Source organism: Yoonia litorea (assembly GCF_900114675.1).
GTDB classification, from domain to species: Bacteria; Pseudomonadota; Alphaproteobacteria; order Rhodobacterales; family Rhodobacteraceae; genus Yoonia; species Yoonia litorea.
On sequence record NZ_FOZM01000002.1, the window covers coordinates 445,513 to 463,044 of the forward strand.

Consider the following 17,532-nt stretch of genomic DNA (forward strand, 5'->3'; position numbering starts at 1 on the left):
CTCGCGCCCTTTTTGCATGTTTTGCTGGTCAATCAGCGAACGCGGTTTCCATTCACATTGACTTGGCCGTTTGGTGCGACTTCGACTTCGATTTCCATCTGGTCGTCACCTGTTGAGCGGGCAAACATGCCCATCATCATCCGTGGTCCCATAATCTGATCTTGCGGCACCAGACCCATTGTCACCAGATTATCGAGAAGTCCGTTCAAACCCTCGATTTCGATGGTCGCGCTGCCTTCAGGTCGCGGCATCGGCGCGAAGGTCTCCAGATCGCTATTGTCAAAATCGAACGCGCCGCTTCCGGTGATCAAGGCACCTGCTGCAGAAATCCGTAGGTTATCAAGTGAAATCGAATATGGTTCGAACGGAATCTCGGTGCTTTCCATTGCATCGGCGTTCGCAGGGTCCAAGAAATCGATCAAAGCGCGCGCCGTTCCGTTCAAAGCAATCTGGAGCGTGGCCGGATCGCGTGGCAGAACCGCGTTCGGATCGAAAATGTTCCAAAGCATTTCGCTGATCTCAAGGTCGACGAGATCGAATTGCAAACCAAACGGTGCCGGTTCATCTGTGACACCAATCGGCATCTGAAAACCAACACCATATTCATCAACGGAAAGTGCAATCGGCAGAGGAAAGTCGCTCGTCTGCATGCTAACAGCGATATCGCGTGTATTGCTGGCATAAGCGACCGTTTGTGCGTCCATCTCTGCGCTTAGGGAAACCGGCCCAGTCGAGACCGACCCTGCAGCCTGATCACCTTCTGCGTTGATGTCGAAGACGTAGTCGGCACTTTCGATTGTGTAGCCTGCGTTGAATCCAAAGCCATCCATGAAGATCATGTCAGGGTTTTCGAAGTCCGTTTCGCTTGGCACGGTTGCCTCCCCCTGAGACGACAAACCGTTGATCTTGGCGGCACCTGTGACGTATTCGCCTTCACCGCCTGGCAGTTGGAAATCTACAAGGATATCGACCGTCGCAACGGAGATGTCAGAGATAACCTCCCGCAGTTCGCCGTCGTTGACGACGTAAGAGCCCGTAACGGTATTTGCCATAAAGCTCGCGTCGCCGGTGTATGTCACTCCGCCATCAATCGCATCGCGGAAAGCAATGCCGTAGGTATCGGCAGACACGGCGTAATTCATGGCGTCAGTTGTGCCGCTTACCACCAGAACAAAATTGTTCTGTACGACATCGAGTGTGATCACGACACCATCGTCGCCGGTGATCACCATGGGATAAGTCTCTTCCATGGTGACGCGGACAGTACCGTCTGCCTGTTCATTAAAGAACATATCGCCGACCTCTGCCGTAACCGACACTTCTTCATCGGCAAAGGTGACGGCGATATCGCGGACCGTCACAGTGCCGCTTGATGTTTCTTCAGCGCCGATGGACAGCCCGTCTTCGCCATAGACCTCAAACTGCGACTTCAGATTTTGCCAAACTTCCGCGGCCGTGACATCTGCGGCTGCGGCGTTGCCTGCGAAAAGTGCCGCGATGCAGACCGCGCTCTTCAGTGTCTTTGAATGCGCCATAACAATACCTTCCTTATTATCTTTCCGGTCCCGCCTTGCGGGGATAGAATGCCTGGGTTGAGGTTTATGTTCTATTCATAAGACGACGTCCACAACCCCGTTCGAAAGGAAGCAGTATGAAAAACGAAGATTTGCGTGGGAAAACTGTATTGATCACCGGCGCAAGCCGCGGGATCGGGGAGGCGGCTGCGCGGGCTTTTGCCGAGGCAGGCGCAAATGTAGCGCTCGTCGCGCGCTCAACAGACAAAATCGCGACAATCGCAGGAGAGATCGGTCAGTCGGCTATCGCGATTCCATGTGACGTCTCGAGCCATATCGAGGTGCATGCGGCGGTTGAAAAGACGATACAGACCTTTGGCAGTCTGGATGTACTGATCAACAATGCGGGCGTGGTGACAGCCATGGGCCCGATGCAAGACGCTGACCTTGAGGATTGGGGCAAGACCATTGATATCAATTTGAAGGGCGTGATGTACGGGATGCACGCGGTTTTGCCTGACATGATCGCGCAAGGCAGCGGCACGATTATCAACATTTCCAGTGGCGCCGCACATGGCCCCGTTGAAGGGTGGTCGGCCTATTGTAGCTCAAAGGCAGGGGCCTACATGCTGACCCGTGCCGGGGACAAGGAGGTCCGCGACAAAGGTGTTCGGGTTCTCGGGTTATCACCAGGCACTGTCGCAACAGAGATGCAGCGTGAAATCAAAGCCTCTGGCGTCGGGCCCGTAAGCAAACTGGATTGGTCCGTGCATATCCCGCCTGAATGGCCCGCAAAGGCACTTTTGTGGATGTGCACGTCGGACGCTGACGAGTTCCTAGGCGACGATGTAAGTCTAAGGGACGAGGACATCAGACGCAGGGTCGGTCTGATATGATCGAGGTTGCCAAAGACGGCGACATCTGGACTGCAACCATCAACCGGCCAGACAAGGCTGGTGCTCTGACAACAGAGATGTTGCACGATCTGGCTGACGCAGCCGAAGCTGCTCAGGCAGCTAAGGTCTTTATTCTGACCGGTGTCGGACGTGTTTTCAGCGCAGGTGCTGATCTGGACGCAGCGCGTGCTGGACTGGCAACCGATCCGGTCTGGGAAAGGTTGTCGTCTGCCATCGCAGGGCTGCCGGGGTTGTCGGTCGCGGCCCTCAACGGGACGGTTGCTGGCGGTGCATTCGGTATGGTGCTTGCCTGCGATGTGCGCATCGCCGTTCCAACAGCCAAATTCTTCTATCCTGTGATGAAGCTTGGTTTTCTGCCGCAGCCATCTGACCCCCGGAGGCTGAAGTCACTGGTTGGGCCAGCGCGTGCGAAGTTGATCCTGATGGCAGGACAGAAGGTCACGGCTGATGAAGCGTATGATTGGGGTCTCGTCGATCGTATTGTGGAACCGGACACGTTGACTGAAACAGCCTTGGCGTTGGGCGCAGATGTTTGTGCTGCGTCGGCGGATCATGTCGCCGGAATCAAGCGAATGATCGACTAAGCTTGTGTGGCCACCCACAGCGGGCAATAAGAATCTCACAGGAAATTTCAGGGGGCGTGCATGGACTCGGTTTCGCTGATTGAGCAGGCACAGGCAGCCTACGAACGCGGGTTGAATACTGCGCAAGAGTGGTTGATCTCACCTGCGGCGTGGTCGCAATTCGCCCTTCTGATCTGTGCGTATCTACTTGCCCGCCTCGTCAACCGGATCATGGCGCCGCGTCTGACGAAGCTGCTGACGCCGGCAGAGGGAAGCAACAGTGTCTTCGCACAGGCACGGCGTTTCATTCTCATATTTCTACCGCTTCTCTTACCACTGCTTGCTTACGGCTTCACGGCAATTGGGGAGGCCGTCACGCGATCACTCTTTGGGTCTGGTGCGGTCATTGCCTTTGGTAAACGTATCTTCCTTTTCCTCGCCGCAAGGGCATTGGCCAATGATATCCTCAGAGACCCGTTTTTACGGACTTTGGCACGCTACATTCTTGTACCCGCGGCGGCTCTCTATGCGGTTGGCTTCTTGGATGCTGTGGTTGCGGCCCTAGATGGGGCGGTCGTCAACTTGGGGAACATCAGCTTTTCTGCACTTGCGATTGTACGCGGTATCGTTGCCGGAAGCTTGCTTTTCTGGCTGGGACAGTGGTCGAATTCGCAATCGTCGGCATATATCGAGCAGCAGCCGATGCGTCCTGCGATCAGGCAGCTTGCGACACGAGCCTCCGAAGTTGCGATTTTTGGTATCGCCTTCCTTATTCTCATGAACGTGATGGGCATCAGCCTGTCGTCGCTCGCGATTATTGGTGGTGCGGTCGGCGTCGGCTTGGGCTTCGGCCTACAGAAGATTGCCTCGAACTTCATCTCCGGCGTCATTCTTATGGTCGAAGGTCAGGCCACAGTCGGCGATTATGTCGAGCTTGATGGTGGCGAAGCAGGTACGATCATCAAAATGCTCGCACGCGCTACTATTCTGGAAACCTATGACGGGCGATGGATCGTGGTGCCGAACGAAGATTTCATCACCACACGCGTCGTCAATTATTCTGACTCGGGTTCGGCCAATCGCCTCGAAGTGCCGTTCTCTGTCAGCTACGACACCGACATCAATCGCGTGCCGGATATCATCGAGGCCGCCGTGGCAAAGCACCCCGGGGTCTTGCAAGAACCGGAGGGTCCAGACTGCGAATTACGCGGTTTCGGTGACAGCGGGATCGACTTTGGTGTCGAATTCTGGGTCAACGGGATCGACGACGGTCCGAACAAATATGCCTCTGACGTGCTTTTCCTGATTTGGAATGCCCTTAAAGAGAATGACATCGAGATCCCCTATCCGCATCGCGTGATCGAGGTGAAGGGTCCTGTCCAGTTGTGACTGATGCAGTCGTCATCGGTGCGGGTCCTGCAGGTTTGATGGCCGCAGAAATGTTGGGACAAGCTGGTGTCAGCGTGATCCTGGCGGATGCGATGCCATCGGTCGGTCGAAAGTTTCTTATGGCAGGCAAGTCCGGTTTGAACCTGACCAAGCATGAGGCTGTCGATCAGTTTTTTATGGCCTATGGCGATGATTTGCCCGAGGCACTATCGGCATCGCTGGCCGAGTTTGGACCGGACGATGTGATGAAGTGGGCCGAAGGGCTTGGTCAGAGTTTGTTTGTCGGTTCTACCGGACGGGTCTTTCCGAAAGTCATGAAGGCATCACCTTTGCTAAGGGCATGGCTTGCGCGGCTCGACGGCTTTGGCGTTCAAATGAAAACGCGTTGGCGCTGGCAAGGTTGGGACGACGAGCGCCTGATGTTTGAATCCCCGGATGGAACCATCACCTGCAAACCCAAGATCACTGTTTTGGCGCTGGGCGGGGCAAGCTGGGCGCGTTTGGGGTCGGATGGCGCATGGGTTCAACATCTGCCGCACTCAGTCTCGGATTTCGCGCCGGCCAATATGGGCTTTGAGGTCGATTGGTCCGCTCACATGGCGCGTTTTTTCGGATTGCCAGTCAAATCTGTTGCGTTGAGAGCAGGGGACACCCAATCGCGCGGTGAATTCGTCATTTCGGAGCGGGGGCTTGAAGGGGGAGGTATTTACAGTGTTTCGCGCGCGATGCGTGAAGGTGCGACCTTGTACCTAGACCTGTTGCCCGACAGGTCAGAAGCTGACGTGCGGAAAGCCATGAAGAAACCGCGGGGGAAGGCCAGCTTGACCAACCATCTCAGGAAGGTGCTGCGCCTCGATCCTGTCCGCATCGGTTTGTTGCAGGAATTCGGACGGCCATTTCCCGATGACATCACTTCTCTCATAAAGGCTCTGCCTGTGACTCACAGCGGCCCAAGACCAATGGATGAAGCGATTTCAACCGCAGGCGGCCTTCGGTTCAACGCATTGGACAGACACCTGATGATTACCGATAGGCCAGGTGTTTTTTGTGCCGGCGAGATGCTGGACTGGGAGGCCCCAACGGGAGGCTACTTGATCACCGGATGCCTCGCGACCGGACGGCGCGCAGGCCAAGCGGCCGCTCGCTTCGCACTAGGCAGCCATGTCCAGTTCTGATGTCAGACCACTATAGAGTCGCAAATCCTTGGCGAACCGCTGATGGATGATGGCCATTGTATTGCGATCATAGCGAAGCATCTCTGCAAAGCGGTGCTGCTTTTGGTGGCCGCCAAACCCGACAGCGGGGATAATCCCCATCTGGCGGAAAGCCTGTCGCAAGTCTTCCTGTGCAAACTCCGCGCGGACAAAGGCATCAATGCGTCCAGACGCCCAACGTTCAGTCGAAATTGCTCCCAAACGATGCCACCGGGGTTGCAGGCCCGAGAGAACCCTGCGGCTGAATGGTTGTCCGCTGTGCAGCCAAGTCGCGAAATCCGGAACCTCCAACCCTGCCCGTTGTTTCAAACGCCAGATGGGGTCGTGAAGGCATAGGCTGTCGTAAAGGTCCGCCATGCGGCGGAACGGGTTCTGAACAATGCCAATCTTGGTGTACGCGCCAAAATCCAAATCCAACCGGTGAAACGCACGTTCCGCCTCTTTCGGCGTCATACCTCTGAAGAATGGCGTTTTGTGATTGGCGCGCCCGACTGGGGAAACAAGCTGATCCGCCCAGGGTGAAAGGCTGTGCTGAAGCCACTCGCAAGAGTTCAGCGGATCGGGAAAAACAATAAACCTACAAAAATGCGAAACGATCATTTTGGAACCATGCCACATCAGAAATGAATGCAGCGTTAGCAATCAATAACATACCTGCGCAAAAGTATTCATCATTCCCAACCACCTGACAACGGGTTATCCCTTGTTGTAATAATTGGGGAGCAGCCATCATGCGCATTTCGGTACTGTCATCGGCATCGGTGATCGCTGTTTCATTGGTTTCTCCGACGAATGCGCAAGACATTCCGCCGACCTTTGGCCTCTACGGAACGCCCGGGTTGTTGGAGATGCCGACCGCCTCGACGCCGTCCGAGGGGACAATCGCGACGTCGCTTTCATATCGGGACGGATTGTTTCAGACTGTTTTGAGCTATCAGCTTACCGAGCGTATTTCCGGTAGTTTTCGTCTCGCTTTGATGGATATCTATGACGAAACTGCCACCGACATTTTGCGGAATGAATTTGAACGGGGCTTCGACCTTCATATCAAACTCGTCGAAGAGAGCGCCTATCTTCCTGAAGTTTCAGTCGGCCTCCGCGACTTTCTGACGCCGGGGAAACTACAGTCGGAATACATCGTCGCAACAAAATCTATCGGTGATGGCCTGCGGGTTTCTGCGGGCGTGGGATGGGGCGCGATGGGGACGCGTGACGGATTTGAAAACCCGATCTCGGCACGCGCGATCCGCCCTGCATTTGACGTGAGCGAAAGTGACGGCCAACTCGCGAATGATTTCTGGTTCGCGGGAGATGCTGCATTCTTTGGCGGTGTCGAGTATCAGTGGAACGACCGTTGGGGTCTTGTGGCAGAGTATTCCTCATTGGCATACCCAGAGTCAGCCAACAGCCCGGCGATAGATGCGGAAAGCCCGTACAGCTTTGGCCTTACTTACCGCCCCCGTGACGGTATGCAGTTCACGGCTGCGGCGCTCAACAGGGATGCCTTTGCGATTTCCGGATCCTTCTTCCTGAACGCCAACAAGCGCCCCGGCATGAGCGGTATCGAAAGTGCGCCTGTGCCAGTCAGAGTGAGGTCAGCAGCAGAGCGAAGTCCAGCCGCTCGTGTGCAATTACCCCCAACTGCGATTGGTGCCGCGCTGGCCCCCGCGTTCGAAGTGGAGGGACTACAGCTTTTGGCGATTGATATCGAAGACGATACCGCGCGTATCCGCTTTTCGAACGAGCGCTATCGGTCCAATGCGCAGGCGCTGGGGCGCGCGGCGCGGCTCCTGACGCAAGTGATGCCCGCGCAGGTTGAGACATTTTTCATGGAGCAGGTATCTCAAGGGATACCCCTGTCAGCAGTGAGGGTGTCGCGCCGCGATATTGAGATACTGGAGAACAGAGCAGGCGCCGCACGAACACTTCTTGCAAGAGCGAGTTTTCAGGATGCGGAAACCGCAGGTGGCCTGACCACGATTGGAACAGCCGATCCGGAATTGGTTTGGGGGCTGTCGCCCTATTTCCGCATTGTTCCCTCCTCAAGCGGTGGGACCGCATCGGTCGACATTGGCGCATCGCTCGACGCAAGTTATGCGATTACACCGCAATTGGTTCTGAGTGGCTCGATCCAACAGAGCCTTTTGAGAAATGACGCAGAGGATCCCGTGGCGGACGATACGCCGGAGCTTCAAAATGTGCGCACTGACGGGGGTTTTTATGGGGACGATGGCGTTCCCGTTCTGCAAAGGCTTGCGCTCACGCATTTTGGGCGACCTGCCGAAAACCTCTACAGCCGCATCAGCGTCGGTTATCTGGAAAGGATGTTTGGCGGTGTTTCAGCGGAGTTGCTTTGGAAACCGGTTAATGGCCGTTTAGGTCTGGGCGCAGAGGTTAGCTACGTCGCACAGCGCGATACGGATTTGTTGCTCGGCTTTGAAGACTACGATTATCAGGTCACGACCGGTCATCTCTCCGCCTATTACGACTTTGGCAATGGGTATCACACGCAGCTCGATGTGGGCCGCTATCTCGCCGGGGACTGGGGGGCGACACTGGAGGTCGCGCGAGAATATGAAAACGGGATCAGGATTGCCGCCAGCGTGACCCAGACTGACGTTTCATATGATGATTTTGGAACCGGGTCTTACAACAAGGGCATTTCCATTACCTTGCCACAGGATTTTCTGACCGGGCGCGCGACCCGCGAAACTTACAGTGCAACTTTAGGGACACGGACCGGAGATGGCGGCGCAAGGCTGGAGATTGGCGATCGTCTCTACAGCGTCGTGCGAGGCGCGCATCAAGCTGACCTGAGTGATACTTGGGGGAGGTTCTGGCGATGAGACTGACCGTAGCGGCCATCACAGCAGCAGCCCTGACTCTTCTTAGTGCCTGCAGCGACCCACAAGGTTCATCGGTCATCTCAAGGGTGACTGGCATGATGCTGGGGATGACACAAGATGACGCAACCTCAAGAACTGGTTTGCAAGTCAGCGCCGAAGAAATACTGGCCAACCCCGGCCGATACGTTCGCGTGAATGTGCGTGATCTGGGGGTAGCCGACACGATGGTTGCGGCTGCCGACAACAACGGGCGAGTGACCTGGGCCGGTGGCACAGGCATTAGTGTGACATTGGATCAAGGGGTCGTCGTGGCGACGCGCGGCCTTCCACGCGATCTAATGGGGTCCGATGCATCAGCGACCTTGGCCTCGTTACGTAACGGTCGCGGCAATCATGTCAGAACCCATGATTTTCTATCTGATCAGGACCAAATCCAGTCCGTCGTTCTGCAATGCCGTGTTGAGGCAAAAGGAAGCGACGAAATCACCAGGCTGGGCGCACGCCTCTCGACCACGCGCGTCGAGGAGCGGTGTACAAGCGATGGGCTGTCTCTCACTAACGTCTACTGGCTCAATCAGTCTGGTCGCATCTTGCGTAGTTTGCAGGCCGTCTCCCCTGACGCAGGTTACCTTCAGATCGACGCGTTCTAGCCGAAATCGGGTGACAGGGCCTACTGCCTTGCGATCATCGCCAGGCGAATGAAGGTGCGCTCTGCCAATGCGGCTGGAGGAGCGCTTTGAGCCGATCTGAGTTGCAAGTCCAAGTCTGTCAGTGCGGTCAAAGCCCTTTCCAGTCGATCTCTTCCCCAGCGCCCGGCCTGTCTGCTGATCTTATCACGTCGTGGCCCAAAAACTGGCGGACGTAACCGTCCGACACCTGACGCGGGACCGTTGGGATCAGATGCGACCATATGCAGACGCCGAAAATGCCGGGTCGCCTGAATGCAAAGTGTGACTGGCAATACACCCTGTGCCGTCAGATTGCGCAAAAGCGGACCGAGTTGATCGGGCTGACCGTCAGTCACGGCATCAAGAATATCGTCAACATCCGCATCAGCAGATTGCGGTGCACATGCGGCCACGTCTTCCAACGTCAACGGCGTGTTGTCACTCAATTTGTAGAGGCTGATCTTCTCAAGCGTCTGCCGGAAGTCCCCTGGCTCCAATGAATTGGCCAGCGACAAAAGCTGATCCATGACATCCTGAGATGGCCTCTCTAATCCTGCGTCGGAGATCGCAAGTTCAATGTCAGCGCCGCTGGGTGGATCATCGTAAAGACCGATTGAAACAGCATTACGGTGGTTTTCCACGACCTTTCGCAGCGCAGACTTCGCGGTGAGTTGCCCGGCGGTGATAATCACTTGCGCGTCGCCCGGCTGCCAATCTGCAAGCGCCGCCTCAAGTGTCTTGGCTAGACCATCGGTCGCGTCCTCGACGAAGGCGACGCGATGCCCTGGAAAGAACCCTTGCGCCTTGATTGCGTCATCAAGCAGGGCCGGGTCTTTTCTAAGGTCGGCGGCATTGATCCGTGTCAGCCGCATCTCTTCTTCGCCCTGAGGTCCAACAAGAAATTTGATGGACTGTGTCCGCGCATCTGCAACACGCATCGCGTCTGCACCGAAAATCAGAATGGCTGTGTGCGCAGCGTCAGGTTTGCGCAGATACTCTTTGGCTGCGGGTCCTGACAGCTTCATCGGGGCAGTTCGCTTGCCCGCGCAAGAACCTGCGTCGTGATCATATCGGCAAGGATTGTCGCCAGACGTTCACGCGCGTCGTCTCGGGTGGTTTGGGTCGCAACGGTCGAACCAGTCGCAGAGTAGGACGTGAATGCCTCGACTTGCCCGTTATCAATCTGACGGTCATTTGAGAGATCAAACATGACCCAACGTGCCGCGCCGACGATGTTAAGCCGCGCTGTATCACCCTCAGCCGTAATCGCAGCCGCACGTTCAGAGCTGTCTGCCGTGACTTTCACTAAGTATTGCGGCACCACGGTCCGGCCGAGCCGCTCTTCAAGGCGCGCGCTGATATGATACCCCAGGACTGACGGATCGCTCTCGAACACGAAGGCGCCGCGGAGATCACTGTTCTCTTGATAGACCGGCACAAAACCGCATCCCGCCAGGGCAAGAAGCCCTGCCAGGAAAAAGCGACGTGCGTGGCGGTCAGATGACAATGTTCACAATCCGTCCGGGTACAACGATCAGTTTCTTCGGGGCGCTTCCGGAAAGCGCACTCTGAACCACATCAAGTCCGAGCACGATTTCTTCGACTGCATCTTTACGGGCATCTGCGGCGACCTGAATTTCGGCGCGACGTTTACCGTTGATCTGGACAGGCATGGTGATGGTATCTTCCACCAACATAGCCTCATCGGCGACCGGCCAAGGCGCATTTGCGATCAGTCCTTCGCCGCCCTGATGCGCCCAGATGTCCTCTGACAAATGCGGTGTCATCGGCGACATCAGCTGTGCCAGCGTCATGATCCCTTCGCGTTTGGCAGCTTTTGAAGCTTTAGATTTCTGCAAGGTCGCCGTAAAGGCGTAGAGCTTTGCGATTGCTGCGTTGAACCCGAAAGTCTCGATCGCCAAGGTGACATCGTTGATTGTCTTGTGCATGGCACGCAGCAAGTCTTCGTCACCTTCTCCTGCGCTGTCATCCATCTGGCTGATACGGTCGCAGAGGTTCCAGACGCGGTTGAGATGCTTGAATGTCGCTTCTGCACCTGCGGCGGTCCACTCCACATCGCGTTCCGGCGGGCTGTCGGACAAAACAAACCAACGCGCGGTGTCGGCACCGTATTTGTCCAGAATGTCGTCAGGATCGACCACGTTCTTCTTCGACTTCGACATTTTGGCCGAAGGAATGATCTCTACGGCGGTTCCATCTGCCAGCTTTCCGTCAGTGACATCCTCCGGCAAGTGGTAGACGGGTCGGCCTTTGTCGTCGCGAGTCTGATAGATTTCATGCGTGACCATGCCTTGCGTAAACAGCGCATCAAATGGTTCTGAGGCGCTGGCGGGCAGGTGGCCTGTCATGTGCATCGCGCGGGCAAAAAAGCGGCTGTAAAGCAGGTGCAGGATCGCATGCTCGATGCCGCCAATGTACTGGTCGACGTTCATCCAGTACTGGGCATCTTCCATACTGGTCGGCGTCTCGGCATTGGGGGCGGTGAAGCGCGCAAAATACCATGACGAATCCACGAATGTGTCCATCGTATCGGTCTCACGCTTGGCAGGCTTGCCGCAGGACGGGCAGGCACAGTCCCGCCATGTTGGGTGACGGTCCAACGGGTTGCCCGGGGTGTCGAATGACACGTCATAGGGCAGTTCGATGGGCAGGTTCTCTTTCTTCTCAGGCACCACGCCGCAGTCGTCGCAGTGCACAACCGGGATCGGGCAGCCCCAATAGCGCTGACGGCTCAGTCCCCAGTCACGCAAGCGATACTTGGTTACGCCTTCACCAAAACCGTTCTCTTCAGCAAAAGCGATGGCTGCGGCAATACCATCGTCTCCGGTCTGCTCTGTTTCGCCGGCAAAGCCACGGATATAGATAACCGTTTCGGACTTTGGCGGCACATAGGCGTCGCCCCCGTCCTCGGGCATTGTGATGCCTTCGTCATTTGCGGGCGCAAACGTGCTGATCACGGGCAAACCATACTTGCGCGCGAAATCAAGGTCTCGCTGGTCGTGCGCTGGGCAACCGAAGATTGCGCCTGTGCCGTAATCCATCAGAATGAAGTTCGCGATATAGACGGGCAGGTCAGGCTGGCCCGCCAGCGGATGTTTGACGGTCAGGCCGGTATCAAAGCCCAGCTTCTCAGCCTTCTCGATTGCCTCTGCGGTGGTGCCGCCCTTACGGCATTGGGCGCAGAATGCCGCAACCTTTTCGTCTTTGGCTTCCAGTTCCTTGGCTAACGGATGGTCGGGCGAGATACCGACAAAGGATGCTCCCATCAGCGTGTCTGGGCGAGTTGTATAAACTTCGATTTCACCGCCATCGGTGCGGTGAAAGCTGAACTGCAGCCCGCGCGATTTGCCGATCCAGTTTGCTTGCATCAGCTTGACCTTCGCAGGCCAGTTGTCCAACCCGTCAATGGCGTCGAGCAGTTCTTCGGAATAATCACTGATCTTGAAGAACCACTGCACCAACTCGCGGCGTTCAACCTCGGCACCAGAGCGCCAGCCCTTGCCGTCAATCACCTGCTCGTTTGCCAGCACGGTCATATCGACCGGGTCCCAGTTCACGACAGCCTTCTTGCGGTAGATCAGGCCCTTTTCCAGAAAGTCGATGAACAAGGCCTGCTGCTGACCGTAGTATTCAGGATCACAGGTCGCGAACTCGCGCGACCAGTCAATCGACAGGCCAAGAGGTTTCATTTGCGCGCGCATGTCGGCAATATTCTGGTAGGTCCAGTCCTTGGGGTGACCGCCTGAGGCCATTGCGGCGTTTTCAGCGGGCATCCCGAAGGCGTCCCATCCCATGGGGTGAAGAATGTTGTGTCCCGTCGCCAGCTTATAGCGCGCAATCACGTCACCCATTGTATAGTTGCGCACATGGCCCATGTGGATCCGGCCCGAAGGGTAGGGGAACATTTCCAGCACGTAGTACTTGGGCTTATCGGCACTGCGCGTCGCCTTGAAAGTCTGGGCTTCAGCCCAAGCCTCCTGCCATTTTGCCTCGATTTTAGCTGGCGAATATGTGGTCATGTCAGCGGTCTTTCCGAATTCTCAAACAGGATGGCCTCGTCCGGCGATAGTCATAATGGTGCGGGTCAGGGATGGCTATAGTCTGCCGCTTTGAAATCGACCTGCACAAAAAGAAAGAGCGGCCCCGAAGGACCGCTCAAACTTTGTGACTTCAGCTTCGATTAGAAGGAGAAGGATACTTCTACAGTTGTACCGTTCTGCAGTTCGTCTTCGCCGATCTCGTCGCCTTCGGAACCGTCTTCATCGATCGCATAGGACACGAGCAGAGTAGCGCCGCCACCCAGGTCATATGTACCAGCCACGTAGTAGTCGAGCTCATCGTCTAGAACGCTGTTGTTCACACCGGCGTGGATGATTGCGCCCAGACCTGTGTCATAATTCGCGTCGACCGACCAACCTGCATCGTCTGCGTCTTCAACCATGTCGATTTCGGCGGAAACCGAAATAGGGCCGTCAACATATGATACATCAAGGCCATACTGGTCGAGTGCACGAGCGGCGTTGTCAGACTCGTTCATCGAGTAGTAGCCACCAACTGTAACTGGTCCGAACGGTGCAGATACGCTGACGCCCAAAGATGTTGTGTCGTCGAAGTCCTGCGACAAGTAAGCAGCTGTCACATCGAAACCAGCAACTGCACCGGAGACAGATACACCGAACTGCTCAGCGAAATCTTCAACTGTTTCGTCGATAGCTTCTTCGTACGCACCAATGACTGTGAAGCCTGCAACGTCAGCTACAGCAGCAACCTGCAGAGCATTGAGCGAGTCGTCGCCAGATTGAGTGTTTACGCCGTAAGAGACCGACCCTGTGACGCCGCCGAATGTTGCTTCGCCGCGAAGAACTGCGTCAAAGTTGTCGAGGTGCTCAGTTGTACCGCGGAAATCACCAACTGAGTCGCCGTCAACGCCGGACCAGTGAGTGTCAGCCGAAGAGTTTGTGTCGCCGAATGTCAAAGACGCCATTTCGGAAGCGATTTCCAAAGTTACGCCGTTGTAGCCAGCGTCTTCGACGTCCAGATCGTCAACATCAGCAGTCGCTGTGACTGTGATGCCGTTGTCCAGAGCTGCAACCATGGATACGTCGAGTTCCATGTCACCGTAGAAGCCGTCGTTATCGCCAGCTGGACCTTCATCGGAAGTGTTGTAGCCCAGAGTAGCGGAGCCGGAGAAGCTGATGCCTGCGTGGCCGTCAGCAGCAGCTGCGCCTGCGAAAGCGACGATAGCTGTTGTTGTAAGAAGGATGCTTTTCATCGATATTTTCCCTCGTGGTTATGCATTCCCAAGAATGCCAGTTGTCCTAGCATTGCGGTGTAACTGCGCCTATCGGACGAAAGTCTCAAGTGAATTAGCCCGTCTCCAAAGCGCTTCCGGAAAAATGATGCACTAAGGACACACAAACTTTCTCCCATGACTTTGCTTGAAAATCGCCCTATTTCAGCCTGCAACACAGTGTGAGCCCTTATTTCGAGGTACCTTCTATGTCGCTTGGCGAAATTCAGGCCAAAATCAACGCAGTCTGTGAAGGCGCGGGTCGAAATCCGGCAGATGTCAGCTTGATTGCTGTTTCGAAAGTCCAGCCAAACGAGCGAGTCGCGGCCGTCCTTGAAGAAGGGCACCGAATCTTTGGTGAGAACAAGGTTCAGGAGGCTGCTGGCAAGTGGCCGGACTTTCGTGAGCAATACGATGGAATCACTTTGCATCTGATCGGGCCTCTGCAGACCAACAAGGTGAAACAGGCAATGCAATTGGCCGACGCGATTCACACGGTCGACCGTCCTAAACTCGCCAAAGCAATTGCACGCCATGCGCAAGACCTTGGGCATTGTCCCGACCTCTTCGTTCAGGTGAATACAGGAGAGGAGCCGCAGAAATCGGGCGTTCTGCCCGCCGAGGCGGATGCCTTTATCTCTGAAGTCCGCGCGCTTGATCTTCCCTTGCGAGGTTTGATGTGTATTCCTCCTGTAGACGAGGAACCAAGCCTTCACTTTGCGCTGCTCGCCAAGATTGCCGCGCGCAACGGCTTAGAGGGGTTGTCCATGGGGATGAGCGGCGACTTTGAACGCGCGATTGGGCTCGGGGCGACACATATCCGTGTGGGTTCTGCCATTTTCGGCGAGCGGGTCTACGGGTGAGCGACGATTACACTCCGCCACAAGAGCCACTGAGTCTTCTCCACGAAGACCATGAGGTGCTCTTGGTCGATAAGCCCTCTGGACTGCTGTCAGTCCCTGGCAAAGGCCCGCATCTGGCCGACTGCCTAATGGCGCGTGTGCAGGTTGCGTTTCCGACAGCCCTTTTGGTGCACCGACTGGACCGCGACACGTCTGGCGTGATGATCTTTGCGCTGACCCCTCATGCGCAGCGGCATCTGGGGCTGCAATTCGAAAAACGTCAGACAAAGAAAACCTACGTCGCCCGCGTCTGGGGCGAGATTGCGGAAAGGACCGGAACGGTGGACCTACCTCTGATCGTAGACTGGCCGAATCGGCCCAAGCAGATGGTGGACCGTGAGAATGGCAAGCCTGCCGTCACCGATTGGCGCGTTGTGCGCGCGAAGGGCGGCGAGACCCGCGTGCGGTTGATGCCAAAGACCGGACGGTCACATCAGCTACGCGTGCATATGCTGGCACTTGGGCATCCGATATTGGGCGACCCGTTCTATGCCACCGGTGCGGCACGCGACCATCCTCGTCTGATGCTTCATTCTGAGACACTCCAGTTCCGTCACCCCGATGGCGGGCAGGGGATGCGGGTGACGGCAAAGGCACCCTTCTGATGAAACAAAACGCCGGAGGCATCTGTCGGATGCCTCCGGCGGGAGTATTTTTTGCAAAATGATGCGGCTCAGGAGAGGAAGGTCTGGATCGCGCCGATTTCGCTGTCAACGATTTCATGCCCGCCAGGATGCCAGTGTGTCGACACCTGCGCCCCTTGACTGATCAAGTAGTCCTCAAGCGCCTTTGTCAGTGGCGCAGGGCAAATCGGATCGCGCTCGCCTGCAGTGATCAGGACGCGGCGGTCTTTGAGCCCCGCCTGGGGCGACGGTGACCACGGGATCAGAGGGTGCATCATGACCAGATCATCAACCAGATCAGGATATGACAACGCAACCGCTGCGAGGATGTTTGCACCGTTCGAATAGCCCAAACCGATCACTCGGGTCGCGCCTGCATCCTTCCTTTCGGCACGAATGAAGTCCGCCATTGCTTCGGTGCGCATGGCAAGGTCATCCATGTCATAGACGCCTTCGCCTGTCCGCTTGAAATAGCGGAGCGCGCCATGTTCTGACACGTCACCGCGCGCCGAGGTGACATGCGCGCCCGGCACAAGGCTTTCCGCGAAGGCGTGGAACTGGCTCTCGTTTCCGCCGGTCCCGTGGAAGGTCAGGAACAGCGGTGCACCCGCTGTTCCTTTCGTGCGTTTTGCCACATAGGACATCTTACCCCTCCAGCGGCTGAAGGTAGCTTTCCAGCTTGGCGCGCAGGTGCTCATGCTGGCTGGGCAGCTTCAGCGCCTCGCCCAGATGCGCGGTGTCCTCGTCGCGGTCAAAGCCCGGTTCGTTTGTTGCCACTTCGAACAGTACACCGCCGGGGGTGCGGAAGTAGATCGCATAGAAGTAGTCACGGTCGATGACGGGTGTCACCTGATAGCCCGTGTCGAGCAGCGCTTCACGGACTTCCAACTGACGTGCGCGGTTTTCAACTGCAAAGGCAATATGATGCACCGAGCCTGCGCCTTGGGCGGCAAAGCCAGCGCCTGGAAGCTCCTCGATATCGATCGTTTTGGCATCGTTGCCGTCTGGCATAACGAAGCGGGTGACATTGTCTTTGGTATCGAGTTTCTCGTATCCCATGAACGTCAACAACTCGGCGCTGGCACCACTATCTTTGAGACGCATGTCTGTCGAGTGAAACCCGCGGATGCCGATTTCCTTGCTCACGCCGTTGCCTGTCCAAGGTGTGCGATCATCATCGCTTTCGACCAATGCAAACTGATCGCCATCCGGTCCATCAAACAAGACACGCTTTTCGCCGAAGCGTTCATCCTGCGCGATCCCGTCGACCTCAAACGTGGCAAGTCGATCCAGCCAGGCCTGTGATGTGCCTGTTGGGATGCTGAACGCGGTACGTCCGACCTCGCCAACGCCCTTGGCACCGCGGCCGGCGCGGGGGAAGGGAAAGTAGGTCATGACAGTGCCTGGCGAGCCGACCTCGTCACCATAGTAAAGGTGATAGACGTCGGGTGCGTCGAAATTTACGGTTTTCTTGACCCGGCGTAGACCGAGTACGTTGGTGAAAAACACATTGTTGTTGCGGGCGTCACTGGCCAGCGATGTGACGTGATGAAGGCCTTTGATTTGGTTCAGCATATCGCTCTCC

At 56.4% G+C, this 17,532-nt stretch carries 16 protein-coding genes; 8 read left to right on the top strand and 8 right to left on the bottom strand.

What is annotated here, in order from left to right; translation table 11 throughout:
- Positions 1 to 32: 32 nt before the first annotated feature.
- Positions 33 to 1,535 carry a DUF2125 domain-containing protein gene (locus BM316_RS12335; RefSeq protein WP_242649893.1) on the bottom strand — a complete coding sequence of 501 codons (1,503 nt, stop codon included), beginning with the start codon at positions 1,533 to 1,535 and terminating at the stop codon, positions 33 to 35.
- A gap of 116 nt (positions 1,536 to 1,651) precedes the next feature.
- Here BM316_RS12335 and BM316_RS12340 point away from each other — a divergent pair, with 116 nt between their 5' ends.
- The 4 genes from BM316_RS12340 to BM316_RS12355 are packed head-to-tail and all read left to right on the top strand — an operon-like array spanning position 1,652 to position 5,558.
- Positions 1,652 to 2,410 (top strand): SDR family oxidoreductase, encoded by a 759-nt coding sequence (locus BM316_RS12340; protein WP_090208942.1) that lies wholly within the window; start codon positions 1,652 to 1,654, stop codon positions 2,408 to 2,410.
- Entirely contained in the window at positions 2,407 to 3,015 is a 609-nt protein-coding gene (locus tag BM316_RS12345) for an enoyl-CoA hydratase/isomerase family protein (RefSeq protein WP_090208945.1), read from the top strand. The genes BM316_RS12340 and BM316_RS12345 overlap by 4 nt, the downstream gene beginning before the upstream one ends.
- 60 nt (positions 3,016 to 3,075) lie before the next feature.
- Complete coding sequence (locus tag BM316_RS12350; protein WP_090208950.1) at positions 3,076 to 4,383, top strand: mechanosensitive ion channel family protein; 1,308 nt, start codon at positions 3,076 to 3,078, stop codon at positions 4,381 to 4,383.
- The gene (locus tag BM316_RS12355; protein ID WP_090208953.1) at positions 4,380 to 5,558 is read left to right on the top strand and encodes a TIGR03862 family flavoprotein; all 1,179 of its coding nucleotides are present in this window, start codon (positions 4,380 to 4,382) and stop codon (positions 5,556 to 5,558) included. The genes BM316_RS12350 and BM316_RS12355 overlap by 4 nt, the downstream gene beginning before the upstream one ends.
- Here BM316_RS12355 and BM316_RS12360 read toward each other — a convergent pair.
- Entirely contained in the window at positions 5,535 to 6,050 is a 516-nt protein-coding gene (locus tag BM316_RS12360) for a hypothetical protein (protein ID WP_131802588.1), read from the bottom strand. The genes BM316_RS12355 and BM316_RS12360 overlap by 24 nt on opposite strands.
- Before the next feature lie 278 nt (positions 6,051 to 6,328).
- Between BM316_RS12360 and BM316_RS12365 the strand changes: the two genes are divergently transcribed.
- Together BM316_RS12365 and BM316_RS12370 are read left to right on the top strand one after the other, a co-directional pair.
- Positions 6,329 to 8,443, top strand: coding sequence for a YjbH domain-containing protein (locus tag BM316_RS12365; protein WP_090208960.1), 2,115 nt, complete (start codon positions 6,329 to 6,331; stop codon positions 8,441 to 8,443).
- Positions 8,440 to 9,093 carry a YjbF family lipoprotein gene (locus BM316_RS12370; RefSeq protein WP_090208963.1) on the top strand — a complete coding sequence of 218 codons (654 nt, stop codon included), beginning with the start codon at positions 8,440 to 8,442 and terminating at the stop codon, positions 9,091 to 9,093. The genes BM316_RS12365 and BM316_RS12370 overlap by 4 nt, the downstream gene beginning before the upstream one ends.
- Before the next feature lie 20 nt (positions 9,094 to 9,113).
- On the opposite strand, the gene holA is transcribed toward BM316_RS12370, so the two are convergent.
- From holA to BM316_RS12390, 4 genes are all read right to left on the bottom strand, one after another.
- Positions 9,114 to 10,136, bottom strand: coding sequence for a DNA polymerase III subunit delta (gene holA / locus BM316_RS12375; protein WP_090208965.1), 1,023 nt, complete (start codon positions 10,134 to 10,136; stop codon positions 9,114 to 9,116).
- Positions 10,133 to 10,618 (bottom strand): hypothetical protein, encoded by a 486-nt coding sequence (locus BM316_RS12380; RefSeq protein ID WP_242649894.1) that lies wholly within the window; start codon positions 10,616 to 10,618, stop codon positions 10,133 to 10,135. Before BM316_RS12380 ends, holA begins: the two co-directional genes overlap by 4 nt.
- Positions 10,608 to 13,151 (bottom strand): leucine--tRNA ligase, encoded by a 2,544-nt coding sequence (leuS, locus tag BM316_RS12385; protein ID WP_090208968.1) that lies wholly within the window; start codon positions 13,149 to 13,151, stop codon positions 10,608 to 10,610. Before leuS ends, BM316_RS12380 begins: the two co-directional genes overlap by 11 nt.
- A 161-nt stretch (positions 13,152 to 13,312) precedes the next feature.
- Positions 13,313 to 14,404, bottom strand: a complete 1,092-nt coding sequence (locus BM316_RS12390; RefSeq protein WP_090208970.1) for a porin — start codon at positions 14,402 to 14,404, stop codon at positions 13,313 to 13,315.
- 227 nt (positions 14,405 to 14,631) lie between these two features.
- Here BM316_RS12390 and BM316_RS12395 point away from each other — a divergent pair, with 227 nt between their 5' ends.
- On the top strand, positions 14,632 to 15,285 hold the full coding sequence (locus tag BM316_RS12395; RefSeq protein ID WP_090208972.1) for a YggS family pyridoxal phosphate-dependent enzyme: 654 nt from the start codon (positions 14,632 to 14,634) through the stop codon (positions 15,283 to 15,285).
- Complete coding sequence (locus tag BM316_RS12400; protein ID WP_090208975.1) at positions 15,282 to 15,929, top strand: RluA family pseudouridine synthase; 648 nt, start codon at positions 15,282 to 15,284, stop codon at positions 15,927 to 15,929. Before BM316_RS12395 ends, BM316_RS12400 begins: the two co-directional genes overlap by 4 nt.
- A 68-nt stretch (positions 15,930 to 15,997) precedes the next feature.
- Here BM316_RS12400 and BM316_RS12405 read toward each other — a convergent pair whose 3' ends face one another.
- Positions 15,998 to 16,591 carry an alpha/beta hydrolase gene (locus BM316_RS12405; protein WP_090208980.1) on the bottom strand — a complete coding sequence of 198 codons (594 nt, stop codon included), beginning with the start codon at positions 16,589 to 16,591 and terminating at the stop codon, positions 15,998 to 16,000.
- 1 nt (position 16,592) lies between these two features.
- Positions 16,593 to 17,522: a VOC family protein gene (locus tag BM316_RS12410; protein WP_090208983.1), complete on the bottom strand. Its 930-nt coding sequence runs from the start codon at positions 17,520 to 17,522 to the stop codon at positions 16,593 to 16,595.
- Positions 17,523 to 17,532: the final 10 nt, after the last annotated feature.